Here is a 12,881-nt window from a genome sequence, read left to right as displayed (position 1 = left end):
CGCTTTCGCGAGCAAGCCCGCTCCCACATTGGATCTGCGGTGAACACAAATTGTGTGAACAACCGAGATCTACTGTGGGAGCGGGCTTGCTCGCGAAGGGGCCTCAATCCAGACCGAGTTTCTTCAGCCTGTAGCGCATCGAGCGAAACGACAAACTCAACCGCTGCGCCGCCGCCGTACGATTCCAGCGCGTTTCCTCCAGCGCCTGCAGGATCAGTTTGCGCTCGACGTTCTCCAGATAATCTTCAAGGTTGTCGATCTGCGTCAGGTCGGCAATGCCGTCCTCGACTGCGCAATTGCCTTCGCTCAAGCGCAAATCCGCAGCCTCGATCACCTGGTTTTCGCACAGAGTGTGCGCGCGTTCGAGGACATTCTCCAGTTCTCGCACATTTCCGGGAAAACGATAACGCTTCAGTGCTTCAAGCGCTTGCGGGTGCAATTGGGCTGCCGGCTGGCCACTGTTGCTGGCCAGACGCTGGAGCATGTGCGTGGCCAGCACTTCGATGTCGTCGCGCCGTTCGCGCAGGGATGGCACGCGCAGTTCGATCACATTCAAGCGGTAATACAGGTCCTGGCGAAAGCGCCCGGCGGCGACTTCCGCTTCCAGGTCTTTGTGTGTGGCGCACAGAATGCGCACATCGACCACGGTTTCTTGCTGGCCGCCGACGCTGCGCACGGCTTTTTCCTGAATCGCCCGCAGCAGCTTGACTTGCATCGACAGCGGCAGATCCGCCACTTCATCGAGAAACAGGGTGCCGCCGTGCGCGGCCTGAAACAGCCCCGGTTTGTCGTCCACCGCGCCGGTAAAGCTGCCTTTGCGATGGCCAAAAAATTCGCTCTCCATCAGCTCTGAAGGGATCGCCCCGCAGTTGACGGGTACAAACGGCTGTTGCGCGCGCGGCCCTTGTTCGTGGATCAACCGCGCGACCAGCTCTTTGCCGCTGCCCGATTCGCCGCTGATGTAGACCGGTGCCTGACTGCGCGCCAGTTTGTCGATCTGTTTGCGAAGGTCGCGCATGGGCTGCGAGTCGCCGAGCAGGCGCCGATCTATCGACGATGCGACGCCCCCCGCCGCTGGCATGCGCAGTGCGGTGCTGACCAGTTCGCGCAGGCGCGTGAGATCAACCGGCTTGGTGAGGAAGTCGAAGGCGCCGGCCTTCAGCGCATTGATCGCGGTTTCCAGGCTGCCATAGGCGGTGATCATCGCCACCGGCAGTTGTGGATGACGTTGCTGGATGTGCTGCACCAGGTCCAGCCCCGTGCCGTCGGGCAGGCGCATGTCGGTCAGGCACAGGTCGAACGCATTGCGCTGCAACAGTGCCTGGGCTTCGCCGAGGTTGCGAGCACTGAAGGTGTCGAGTTTCATCCGTCCCAGGGTGATTTCCAGGAGTTCGCGGATATCCGGTTCGTCGTCGACGATGAGGATTTTTTGCCGTGGGCTCGTGTTCAACTTTGTTTCCGTCCGTGAGCAAAGGTGATGCGAAAGCAGCCGCCGCCTTGGCGTGGTTTGAAGTCTAGGCGCGCCTGGTTGCTTTCGCACAGCTCACGGGACAGATAAAGCCCAAGGCCGGTGCCTTGGCTGCTGGTGGTGAAGAACGGTTCGAACAGATGCGCCTGCTGATCGGACGGCACACCGGGGCCGTTGTCCTGTACTTCGAGCACCGCCAGCTGGCTGTCGGGGTCGACGAACAGCGCCAGCCAGACTTCGGCCTGCTGGTGCAGCAGAACGCTGTGCCGCCAGCCGTTGCGTAACAGATTGTCGAGAATCTGCGTGAGCTGGTCGGGATCCATCAACGTGATGAAGTCCCCGGAATTGATCCGCAAATGAATCGACTGGCGCTCGCTCGCCTGCTCGCGGCTCTCGGCAACAAAGTGTTCCAGCCACGGTTTGAGATCCAGCCGTTGCGGAGCGCTTTGCTGGCGGCGCGACAGTTGCAGGACGTTTTCGATGACTCGGTTCATGCGGCGGGAGTGGTCTTGAATGATCTGCGTCAGACGCCGATCGGCGCTATCGAGTTCCTCGGACTCCGCCAATAGCTGCGCGGCATGACTGATGGCGCCCAGTGGATTGCGGATTTCATGGGAGATGCCGGCAGTCAGACGCCCCAGTGCGGCGAGTTTGAGCTGCTGGGCTTGCTGAGCGATTTGCGCCAGATCTTCGAGGAACACCAGGGTTTGCTGGTTGGGACTCTGGTCGAGGGCGATGAAGCTGGGTTGCAGTTCCAGGCCGTTGCCGGGGATCTTCAGACTCTGCGGGCGCAGGGTCGGGTTGCTCAGCCACAGCTGCAGACGCTCGACTAATGCCGGCGAGTAGTCGCTGATCAAATGCCCTTCAAGATGCGACTGGGCCAACAGATTTTTCGCGCTGTGATTGGCCAGCTGTACCCGGCGCTGTTCGTCGAGTACCAGGATGCCGGTGCGCATGCGTTGCAGAATCAGGGCGTTGAGGGCTTCAAGACTGGTGACTTCGCTGGCACGCTGTTCGGCGAGATTTTCGCTGACTTCCAGACGCCGGATCAGGCCCTGGACCAGCAACGATGCGGCAAAACACAAAGCGCCGAGGGTCCCGGCTTGCAGATAGTCATTGGCGCTCAGGGGGTGACTGAAGCCCAGCAGAAAGCTGGAGCCGACTATGCCGAGTGCGCCGATGGCGGCAATCAGCAGGCCGATGCGCCGGCGCAGCAGGGTGTTGGCGATCGCCACCGAGACAATCAGCAGGTTGCCGATGGCGCTGGCCACGCCGCCCGCCGCGTAGAACAGACTGCACAGCAACAGCACATCGACCAAGGCCAGGGTGAACAACTGCGCCGGGCGGCGGGTGTTCTCCAGGAACACCACCAGCAGAATGTTCAGCACCAGATACAACCAACTGCCGCTGCGCAGCAGATCGTCGTCGGCTGACGTCAGCAGGCGGTTGTCCATGTTGCTGGAGATCAGCAGCACCAGGGTGATGCCGACGCTTAAACGGTAGAGATGATAGAGGCGCAGCAGGCGCTGCGCCTGTTTACGGTCGGCGTTGGCGGCCTCAGCGATCACTGGTGCCTGGGCCTTGCTCAAGGTGAGCCTGGCTGCAATACCATTGTTGCTGAAGGTTCAGCGCGCGATCGCGCGGCAGGTGCACGCCGCAGTGAGCGCAACGCACCATCGGCGCGGCGTCTTGCTCGCGGGGCGATTGGGCAGACGCGGAGGGCGCCTTGAATTTGCGCCACAGCCATACCGCAGCGAAAATCAGGACAATCCAGAACAGTAAACGAAGCATGATGGGCGGCTTTTCGGCTAATGATTCGGCAGTTTAGCCAAGGAGTCGTCAGGCGCACAGACTATTAACGCCCGGCAATGAAAAAGGGAGATCCGCAGATCTCCCTTTTTTGTGCCGCCGGTGTGATCAGTCGAACACGCCGAAGGTCATGTAGCTGAACCACGAACGGTCATCGTTGTTGCCCTCAGCCTCGTGATGTTCTTCCTCGATCACGTCACCGTTTTCGTCTTTAGGCTTGAGCTCGTTCGGGATTGCGTCTTTCGCGTCCTGGAACTGCTTCTGCACGTCCTGATTGGCGCGGGTTTCTCCCGGCGGCAGCGGTGGACGCGATTCGATCAGGCCCAGCGTCGCCTTGCTCAGGAACGAACGGTTGTCGGCTTCGGCGACCGATGGCACGAACTGACCGTCCTGCAGGCTTGGGTGGTTCGGGTAGTTGAGCTTCAGGGTTTCCAGACTGGTGGCGGCCAGATCGTCCAGGTGCAGACGCTGGTAAGCCTCGGTCATCACCGCCAGGCCGTCGCCGACCGATGGGGTTTCCTGGAAGTTTTCCACTACATAACGGCCACGGTTGGCGGCGGCGACGTAGGCCTGACGAGTCAGGTAGTAGTCGGCTACGTGGATTTCGTAGGCCGCCAGCAGGTTGCGCAGGTAGATCATGCGCTGCTTGGCGTCCGGCGCGTAGCGGCTGTTCGGGTAGCGGCTGGTCAGCTGTGCGAACTCGTTGTACGAGTCGCGGGCAGCGCCCGGGTCACGCTTGGTCATGTCCAGCGGCAGGAAGCGCGCCAGCAGGCCGACGTCCTGGTCGAAAGAGGTCAGACCTTTCAAGTAGTACGCGTAATCCACGTTCGGATGCTGCGGATGCAAACGAATGAAACGCTCGGCGGCGGACTTTGCAGCTTCCGGTTCGGCGTTCTTGTAGTTGGCGTAGATCAACTCCAGCTGTGCCTGATCGGCGTAGCGACCGAACGGATAACGCGACTCCAAGGCCTTCAGCTTGGCTGTGGCGCTGGTGTAGCTGTTGTTGTCCAGGTCAGTCTGAGCCTGCTGATACAGCTCGGCTTCGCTGAGGTTTTCGTCTACGACTTCCTTCGATGAGCAAGCAGCGGTCAATGCGAGGATGGCGATCAGCAGCAGGTGTTTCACTTGCATGGCGGCTTGCGTCCCTATGACGGCCGCTGTCTTGGGCGGGGCCGTCCTGTTATGATGAGCGCCCCGTTGAAAAGCCTCGGGGCAAAAGACGCCGTATTTAACCACAAGCGCGCAGCCGAAACCAAAGGCTGTGCCGACGCCCAGTCAGAGCATGTCCGATAAAATTGAACTTCGCGCAGAGGTGCCGTCCGATTTGGGCGGCCAACGCCTCGATCAAGTCGCCGCCCAACTCTTCGCTGAGCACTCACGCTCGCGCCTTTCCGCCTGGATCAAAGAAGGTCGCCTGACTGTGGACGGGGCGGTCATCCGCCCGCGCGACATCGTGCACGGCGGTGCCATCCTTGAGCTGACTGCCGAGCAGGAAGCCCAGGGCGAGTGGATCGCCCAGGACATCGAGCTCGACATCGTCTATGAAGACGACGACATCCTGGTGATCAACAAGCCTGCGGGCCTGGTGGTGCACCCGGCTGCCGGCCACGCCGATGGCACCTTGCTCAATGCCTTGCTGCACCATGTGCCGGACATCATCAATGTCCCGCGCGCCGGTATCGTGCATCGTCTGGACAAGGACACCACCGGTCTGATGGTGGTGGCCAAGACCATTCAGGCGCAGACCAAGCTCGTTGCCCAACTGCAAAGCCGCAGCGTCAGCCGGATCTACGAGTGCATCGTGATCGGTGTCGTGACCGCCGGGGGCAAGATCAACGCCCCGATCGGCCGTCATGGTCAGCAGCGCCAGCGCATGGCAGTGATGGAAGGCGGCAAGCCGGCCGTCAGTCACTACCGCGTGCTGGAGCGTTTCCGGTCCCACACGCATGTGCGGGTCAAACTGGAAACCGGCCGCACCCACCAGATTCGCGTGCACATGTCGCACATCAACTTCCCGTTGGTCGGCGACCCGGCGTACGGCGGTCGTTTCCGCATTCCGCCTGCCGCGAACCCGACCATGGTCGAGTCGCTCAAGCACTTCCCGCGTCAGGCCCTGCACGCACGTTTCCTCGAGCTGGATCATCCGACCACCGGTGAGCGCATGAGCTGGGAATCGCCGCTGCCGGAAGATTTCGTCTGGCTGCTGACCCTGCTCAAGCAGGATCGCGAGGCATTCGTCGGATGAACTGGCTGACGCCGGACTGGCCTGCGCCGGCCAGCGTCAGGGCCTGTGTCACCACCCGCGAGGGGGGTGTCAGCGAGGCACCGTTCGACAGCCTCAATCTGGGTGATCATGTCGATGATCGCCCGGATGCAGTCGCCGAGAATCGTCGGCGTCTGACCGAACACTTCTCTATACAGCCTGCCTGGTTGCAGCAAGTACACGGGATTGCCGTGGCCCATGCTGATCCGGGCGTGGTTGCCACCGCCGATGCCAGTTGGACGGCGACTCCCGGGATTGCCTGCACGGCGATGACCGCAGATTGTCTGCCGGCATTGTTCTGCAACCGTGCCGGTACTCGCGTCGCGGCGGCTCACGCCGGTTGGCGCGGTTTGGCGGCGGGCGTACTGGAAGCCACTCTCGATCATCTCGACACCGCTGCGGCGGACGTACTGGTCTGGCTCGGCCCGGCCATTGGCCCGAAAGCCTTTGAAGTCGGCCCGGAAGTACGCGAAGTCTTTGTCAATCAATTGCCGGAAGCGGCAGCAGCCTTCGTGCCCAGCCACAATGCTGGCAAGTTCATGGCCGACATCTACCTGCTGGCGCGCCTGCGCCTGGCTGAACGCGGTGTCACTGCGGTTTATGGCGGCGGTTTCTGCACCGTGACCGACCCGCGCTTCTTTTCTTACCGCCGTGCGTCGCGCACTGGCCGTTTCGCCTCCCTTGTCTGGCTCACCCGCTAGACTTGCCTGACCTGAATCAACTCGCTGACGCTTGAATCTCCCAGAATCGACCGCATCTACAGTGGTATCTGGCAGGTTTCTTTATTCAGGATGGTTTTTAGGTCCGGCCTGCTCAAAAGGAAGGTGACCCCATGCGTATAGACCGTTTAACCAGCAAATTACAGTTGGCGTTGTCCGACGCCCAATCCCTGGCCGTTGGCCACGATCATCCGGCCATCGAGCCGGCGCACTTGATGCAGGCCATGCTTGAACAGCAGGGTGGTTCGATCAAACCCCTGTTGATGCAAGTCGGCTTCGACGTCAACAGCTTGCGCAAAGAGCTGACCAAAGAGCTCGACCAATTACCGAAAATCCAGAACCCGACCGGCGACGTCAACATGTCGCAGGATCTGGCGCGCCTGCTCAATCAGGCTGATCGCCTGGCCCAGCAGAAGGGCGACCAGTTCATTTCCAGCGAGCTGGTGCTGCTCGCCGCGATGGACGAGAACAGCAAGCTCGGCAAACTGCTGCTCGGCCAGGGCGTGAGCAAGAAAGCCCTGGAAAACGCGATCAACAACCTGCGCGGTGGTGAGGCGGTAAATGACGCCAACCACGAAGAGTCGCGTCAGGCGCTGGACAAATACACTGTCGACCTGACCAAGCGTGCCGAAGAAGGCAAGCTCGATCCGGTGATCGGCCGTGACGACGAAATTCGCCGCACCATTCAGGTTCTGCAGCGTCGCACCAAGAACAACCCGGTGCTGATCGGTGAACCTGGCGTGGGTAAAACCGCGATTGCCGAAGGTCTGGCCCAGCGCATCATCAACGGCGAAGTGCCGGACGGCCTCAAGGGCAAACGTCTGCTGTCGCTGGACATGGGCGCGCTGATTGCCGGTGCCAAGTATCGCGGTGAGTTCGAAGAGCGCCTGAAAGCCCTGCTCAATGAGCTGTCGAAGCAGGAAGGGCAGATCATTCTGTTCATCGACGAATTGCACACCATGGTCGGCGCCGGTAAGGGCGAAGGCTCGATGGATGCTGGCAACATGCTCAAACCGGCACTGGCGCGCGGTGAGCTGCACTGCGTCGGCGCAACCACGCTTAACGAGTACCGCCAATATATAGAGAAGGATGCGGCGCTTGAGCGGCGTTTCCAGAAAGTCCTGGTGGACGAGCCGAGTGAAGAAGACACCATCGCCATCCTGCGTGGCCTCAAGGAGCGTTATGAGGTTCACCATAAAGTGGCGATCACCGACGGCGCGATTATCGCCGCGGCCAAGCTCAGCCATCGTTACATCACGGATCGGCAGTTGCCGGACAAGGCCATCGACCTGATCGACGAGGCCGCCAGCCGTATCCGCATGGAGATCGACTCCAAGCCGGAAGTGCTGGATCGTCTGGAGCGTCGCCTGATTCAGCTCAAGGTTGAATCTCAGGCACTGAAGAAAGAAAGCGATGAAGCGGCGATGAAACGCCTGGAAAAACTCCAGGAAGAAATCGTCCGTCTCGAGCGTGAGTACTCGGATCTGGAAGAAATCTGGAACTCGGAAAAAGCCGAGGTACAGGGTTCGGCGCAGATTCAGCAAAAGATCGAGCAGTCGCGTCAGGAGCTGGAAGCGGCGCGCCGTAAAGGCGATCTCAACCGCATGGCCGAATTGCAGTACGGGGTGATCCCGGATCTGGAGCGCAGCCTGCAAATGGTCGACCAGCACGGCAAGAGCGAAAACCAGTTGCTGCGCAGCAAGGTGACCGAAGAGGAAATCGCCGAAGTCGTTTCGAAGTGGACCGGTATTCCGGTGTCGAAAATGCTCGAAGGCGAGCGCGACAAGCTGATGAAGATGGAAAGCCTGTTGCATCAGCGTGTAATTGGTCAGGACGAGGCGGTGGTTGCGGTCGCCAACGCGGTACGGCGCTCGCGCGCCGGACTGGCGGATCCGAATCGTCCGAGCGGCTCGTTCATGTTCCTCGGCCCGACCGGTGTCGGTAAAACCGAGCTGTGCAAGGCGCTGGCCGAATTCCTCTTTGATACCGAAGAGGCAATGGTGCGGATCGACATGTCCGAGTTCATGGAGAAACATTCCGTGGCGCGGCTGATCGGGGCGCCACCAGGCTACGTGGGTTACGAGGAGGGCGGTTACCTGACCGAAGCGGTACGTCGCAAGCCTTACTCGGTGATCCTGCTGGACGAGGTCGAGAAGGCGCATCCGGATGTATTCAACATCCTGCTGCAAGTGCTTGAGGATGGACGGCTGACCGACAGCCACGGACGCACGGTGGATTTCCGCAATACCGTGATCGTCATGACCTCGAACCTCGGTTCGTCGCAGATCCAGGAACTGGTCGGTGATCGTGAGGCCCAGCGTGCAGCGGTGATGGACGCGCTGACGTCGCACTTCCGTCCCGAGTTCATCAACCGGGTCGACGAAGTAGTGATCTTCGAGCCACTGGCGCGGGATCAGATCGCGGGCATTACCGAGATCCAGCTGGGCCGTCTGCGCAGTCGTCTGGCCGAGCGCGAGCTGAAGCTGGAACTGAGTCCGGAAGCGATGGACAAGCTGATTGCCGTGGGTTACGACCCGGTTTATGGCGCACGTCCACTCAAACGTGCGATCCAGCGCTGGATCGAAAACCCGTTGGCGCAGTTGATCCTGTCGGGGCATTTCCTGCCGGGCGATACAGCAACCGGCAAGGTCGTGAACGACGAAATCGTTTTCGACTGAGCGGCAACGCCAATGAAATAAGGAAGGCCTCGCTTTGCGAGGCCTTTTTTTCGTTAGGCTGTTGAAGTCTAAGGAAAAGGCTTGTAAAGTGCGCCCCGCAGTCAGTCACCCGCAGCATCTCAGCTCACTGAGCTGAAATCTGAAATAAGTTGCAAATCATTAACTTGAAAGCGATTTAGGGGGTTGACAGAGGTGTTCTAGGTTGTAGAATAGCGCGCCTCAGACACACGAACGCAGCGATGCGAACGGAAGTCTAAGAGCTGTAAGTTTCACCGTTGTAAATTGAAATATGTAGTTCCGTGATAGCTCAGTCGGTAGAGCAAATGACTGTTAATCATTGGGTCCCAGGTTCGAGTCCTGGTCACGGAGCCAATTTCAAACCGGGGTATAGCGCAGTCCGGTAGCGCGCCTGCTTTGGGAGCAGGATGTCAGGAGTTCGAATCCCCTTACCCCGACCATTTTTGGGTCGTTAGCTCAGTTGGTAGAGCAGTTGGCTTTTAACCAATTGGTCGTAGGTTCGAATCCCACACGACCCACCATTTTTGAAACCAGGTAACACTGGGATCGAATCTTAAGATCAGAGGCCAAAAGCGCTGATCGAAGAAGGCGATCTTTGATAGGTCGCCTTTTTTTTACCGGGGTATAGCGCAGTCCGGTAGCGCGCCTGCTTTGGGAGCAGGATGTCAGGAGTTCGAATCCCCTTACCCCGACCATACTAAAAATCCTCGTATCGAAAGATACGGGGATTTTTTTTGTCCTCGCGAAAGACAATTCCCTTCAAGTCATCGTACAACTTGCCGATAGCCCGCTAACGAGAGGGGACTGCCGCTGTTCGCCCCTTCTATCTGGCCAATACAAGAATAAGGGCGTCCGTCATGTTGCTTCGTCAGTTGAATATTGCTCCACGTGCCGCACTGGGTTTCGCCCTGATCGCGGTCCTGGTGGCGCTGCTTGGGGTATTCGCCTTGGGGCAGATGTCGAGCATCCGTGACAGTGAGGTCGCGGTAGAGAGCCAGTGGTTGCCGAGCATTCGCGGCGGTGACGAGATTCGCGAGCTGATGTTGCGGATCCGCACGATTTCCCTGCGCATGGCGCTTGATCAGGATCCGAAGAACGTCGCGACTTACCGCAGCCAGATGGATACCCGCGACAAGGAGCTGAGCGAGAAGATCGCCGCCTACGACAAATTGGTCACCACGGCGGAAGGCCAGCAGCTCTATGACCAGTTCAAAACAACCTTCGCCGCGTATCGCACCGGCATCGCGCAATCCTTCACCCTGGCCGATCAAGGCAAGCGTGATGAACTGACCAAATTGTTGCTGGTTGATATGAAAACCGTGGTCGACGGCTCCGGCAAGCAGCTCAATGATCTGGCGGATCTGTTCGCCAAACAGGTTGCCGCGGAAAGCCAGAAGTCTGCTGACCACTACCAGACCTCACGCACCATCGTCAGTCTGTTCATCGCGCTGGCGGCGCTGGCCACCGTGGCGCTGGCCATGTTGCTCACCCGCAGCATCATTCGTCCGTTGAGCACGGCCGTCAGCGCTGCCGAAAGTGTGGCCCAAGGCGACCTGACCCGACCGATCGAAACCCACGGTAACGATGAAGTCAGCCGCTTACTCAAGGCCTTGGCAACCATGCAGCAGAACCTGCGGGAAACGCTGCAAGGCATCAGCGGTTCGGCCACGCAATTGGCCACCGCTGCCGATGAGCTCAACGCGGTGACGCTCGACAGCACACAAGGCCTGCAGCAGCAGAACAACGAAATCGAACAGGCCGCCACGGCGGTCAATGAAATGACCACGGCGGTTGAAGAAGTCGCGCGCAACGCGGTGTCGACGTCCGATGCCACCCGCCAATCCAGTGAGTCGGCGCAACTGGGACAGGCGCGGGTCAGTGACACCGCGTCGGCCATCAATGCGCTGGTCAGCGACGTGCAGCACACCGGCGAGTTGGTGCAATCGCTGGCCAACCAGTCACAGGACATCGGCAAAGTGCTGGATGTCATCCGTGCGATTGCCGAGCAGACCAACCTGCTTGCGCTCAACGCCGCCATCGAGGCGGCCCGCGCAGGGGAGAGCGGACGAGGTTTTGCGGTGGTCGCCGATGAAGTGCGGGCGCTGGCCTATCGCACTCAGCAATCGACGCAGGAGATTGAGCAGATGGTGCAGGGCATGCGCACCGGTTCAAGCCTGGCGCTGGACTCTATGCAGGCCAGCGCTGCACGGGCCACGACCACGCTGGCGTTGGCCGAGCGCGCCGGGGAGGCGCTGGAAACCATCACCGCGTCAGTGCATGAGATTCATGAGCGCAATCTGGTGATCGCCAGTGCCGCCGAAGAGCAGGCGCAAGTTGCGCGGGAAGTGGATCGTAACCTGGTGAACATTCGCGACCTGTCGATCCGTTCGGCAGCGGGAGCCGATCAGACCAGCGCGTCGAGTCACCAACTGTCGCAACTGGCCAACGCGCTGCAAGGCATGGTACGGCGCTTCCAGCTCTGATGTGCAGAGATCGATTGCTGGATTTTTGAGCTGCGCAAAACAGTGTGGGAGCGGGCTTGCTCGCGAAAGCGGTGTATCGGTCGACATGAATGTTGAATGACACGACCTCTTCGCGAGCAAGCCCGCTCCCACAGTTTTAGATCAATGCAGCTTCAAGCGTGGCTCGGTGCCGCGACCGATCTTGCTGCCCAGCATCAGCATCGCCGTGCGGAACGGTCCGTACAGTGCCATCTGGTGCATGCGGTACAGCGACACGTAGAACATCCGCGCCAGCCAGCCCTCCAGCATCACACTGCCGGTCAGGTTACCCATCAAGTTACCCACAGCCGAAAAACGCGACAGCGAAATCAGCGAGCCGTAGTCGGTGTACTTGTACTCCGGCAGGGTTTTGCCTTCGATACGCAGCTTCAGCGACTTGGCCAGCAACGAAGCCTGTTGGTGCGCGGCTTGCGCACGCGGCGGCACGTTGCGATCCGAACCCGGTTGCGGGCAGGCGGCGCAGTCACCGAAGGCGAAAATGTTTTCGTCGCGGGTGGTCTGCAACGTCGGCAGCACTTGCAACTGGTTGATGCGGTTGGTCTCCAGGCCGTCGATGTCCTTGAGGAAACCCGGCGCGCGAATCCCGGCAGCCCAGACTTTCAGGCTGGCCTTGATCACGTTGCCATCGGCGGTGATCAGGCTGTCGGCGGTCACTTCGCTGACCGAAGCGTTGGTCATCACATTGACCCCGAGTTTCTCCAGAGTCTTGTGCACCGGGCCGCTGATGCGCTCCGGCAGGGCTGGCAACACCCGTGGGCCGGCTTCGATCAGGGTGATGTGCATGTTTTCCGGTTTGATTCGGTCCAGACCGTAGGCCGCCAGTTCGTGTGCGGCATTGTGCAGTTCTGCCGCCAGCTCGACACCCGTGGCGCCGGCCCCGACGATCGCCACACTGATCTGCTCGATCACATCGGTCTGCCCGGCATGCGCGCGCAGGTAGTGGTTGAGCAACTGCTGGTGGAAGCGTTCGGCCTGTTTGCGGGTGTCGAGGAACAGGCAGTGCTGCGCTGCGCCCTGGGTGCCGAAATCGTTGGTGGTGCTGCCGACGCTGATCACCAGCGAGTCGTAGGCCACTTCACGCGCAGGAACCAGTTCCACGCCGTTTTCGTCGTAGGTGGCGGCCAGCTGGATTTTCTTCTGCGCGCGATCAAGCCCGCTCATGCGCCCCAGCTGGAACTCGAAGTGGTTCCATTTCGCCTGGGCAACATAGTTGAGTTCATCCTCGGAAGAGTTCAGCGATCCGGCGGCCACTTCGTGCAGCAGGGGCTTCCAGATGTGCGTCAGGTTCGCGTCGACCAGCATCACACTGGCCGTGCCGCGCTTGCCCAGAGTCTTACCCAGACGGGTAGCCAACTCCAGACCGCCGGCGCCGCCGCCGACAATGACAATACGATGGGACATAGG

9 protein-coding genes, 4 tRNA genes and 1 pseudogene are annotated in these 12,881 nt (G+C 60.2%); 9 read left to right on the top strand and 5 right to left on the bottom strand.

All coding sequences use genetic code 11. The features are described from left to right. Window positions 1-103: 103 nt before the first annotated feature. From E4T63_RS23885 to E4T63_RS23870, 4 genes are all read right to left on the bottom strand, one after another. Window positions 104-1,450 carry a sigma-54-dependent transcriptional regulator gene (locus tag E4T63_RS23885; RefSeq protein WP_134787358.1) on the bottom strand — a complete coding sequence of 449 codons (1,347 nt, stop codon included), beginning with the start codon at window positions 1,448-1,450 and terminating at the stop codon, window positions 104-106. Beyond that, entirely contained in the window at window positions 1,447-3,036 is a 1,590-nt protein-coding gene (locus tag E4T63_RS23880) for a sensor histidine kinase (RefSeq protein WP_135296951.1), read from the bottom strand. The genes E4T63_RS23885 and E4T63_RS23880 overlap by 4 nt, the downstream gene beginning before the upstream one ends. Then, window positions 3,026-3,259 carry a PP0621 family protein gene (locus E4T63_RS23875; RefSeq protein ID WP_045122641.1) on the bottom strand — a complete coding sequence of 78 codons (234 nt, stop codon included), beginning with the start codon at window positions 3,257-3,259 and terminating at the stop codon, window positions 3,026-3,028. The genes E4T63_RS23880 and E4T63_RS23875 overlap by 11 nt, the downstream gene beginning before the upstream one ends. A gap of 126 nt (window positions 3,260-3,385) precedes the next feature. Continuing rightward, window positions 3,386-4,408 (bottom strand): outer membrane protein assembly factor BamD, encoded by a 1,023-nt coding sequence (locus E4T63_RS23870; protein ID WP_027612809.1) that lies wholly within the window; start codon window positions 4,406-4,408, stop codon window positions 3,386-3,388. Between the two features lie 151 nt (window positions 4,409-4,559). On the opposite strand from E4T63_RS23870, the gene rluD reads away from it, so the two are divergent. From rluD to E4T63_RS29105, 9 genes and pseudogenes are all read left to right on the top strand, one after another. Next, window positions 4,560-5,522, top strand: coding sequence for a 23S rRNA pseudouridine(1911/1915/1917) synthase RluD (rluD, locus tag E4T63_RS23865; protein ID WP_007963852.1), 963 nt, complete (start codon window positions 4,560-4,562; stop codon window positions 5,520-5,522). Beyond that, window positions 5,519-6,241 (top strand): peptidoglycan editing factor PgeF, encoded by a 723-nt coding sequence (pgeF, locus tag E4T63_RS23860; protein WP_134787357.1) that lies wholly within the window; start codon window positions 5,519-5,521, stop codon window positions 6,239-6,241. The genes rluD and pgeF overlap by 4 nt, the downstream gene beginning before the upstream one ends. Before the next feature lie 131 nt (window positions 6,242-6,372). Next, window positions 6,373-8,937 carry an ATP-dependent chaperone ClpB gene (clpB, locus tag E4T63_RS23855; RefSeq protein WP_027612807.1) on the top strand — a complete coding sequence of 855 codons (2,565 nt, stop codon included), beginning with the start codon at window positions 6,373-6,375 and terminating at the stop codon, window positions 8,935-8,937. Window positions 8,938-9,233: 296 nt separating this feature from the next. Beyond that, window positions 9,234-9,309, top strand: a tRNA-Asn gene (locus E4T63_RS23850). Between the two features lie 9 nt (window positions 9,310-9,318). Further along, window positions 9,319-9,395 (top strand) — tRNA-Pro (locus E4T63_RS23845). Between the two features lie 5 nt (window positions 9,396-9,400). Next, window positions 9,401-9,476: transfer RNA gene (locus E4T63_RS23840), tRNA-Lys, on the top strand. Between the two features lie 97 nt (window positions 9,477-9,573). After that, a tRNA-Pro gene (locus tag E4T63_RS23835) sits at window positions 9,574-9,650 on the top strand. 162 nt (window positions 9,651-9,812) lie between these two features. Continuing rightward, window positions 9,813-10,535 (top strand): annotated as a pseudogene (locus E4T63_RS29110) (MCP four helix bundle domain-containing protein); the annotation flags it as partial. A 39-nt stretch (window positions 10,536-10,574) separates the two neighbouring features. Next, window positions 10,575-11,438 (top strand): methyl-accepting chemotaxis protein, encoded by an 864-nt coding sequence (locus tag E4T63_RS29105; RefSeq protein WP_432431711.1) that lies wholly within the window; start codon window positions 10,575-10,577, stop codon window positions 11,436-11,438. Window positions 11,439-11,579: 141 nt separating this feature from the next. On the opposite strand, the gene E4T63_RS23820 is transcribed toward E4T63_RS29105, so the two are convergent. Beyond that, window positions 11,580-12,878: an NAD(P)/FAD-dependent oxidoreductase gene (locus E4T63_RS23820; RefSeq protein ID WP_003228306.1), complete on the bottom strand. Its 1,299-nt coding sequence runs from the start codon at window positions 12,876-12,878 to the stop codon at window positions 11,580-11,582. Window positions 12,879-12,881 lie beyond the last annotated feature (3 nt).

The sequence above is a fragment of the Pseudomonas fluorescens genome (assembly GCF_004683905.1).
Classification (GTDB): domain Bacteria; phylum Pseudomonadota; class Gammaproteobacteria; order Pseudomonadales; family Pseudomonadaceae; genus Aquipseudomonas; species Aquipseudomonas putida_A.
This window is presented reverse-complemented; position numbering and strand designations above follow the sequence as displayed.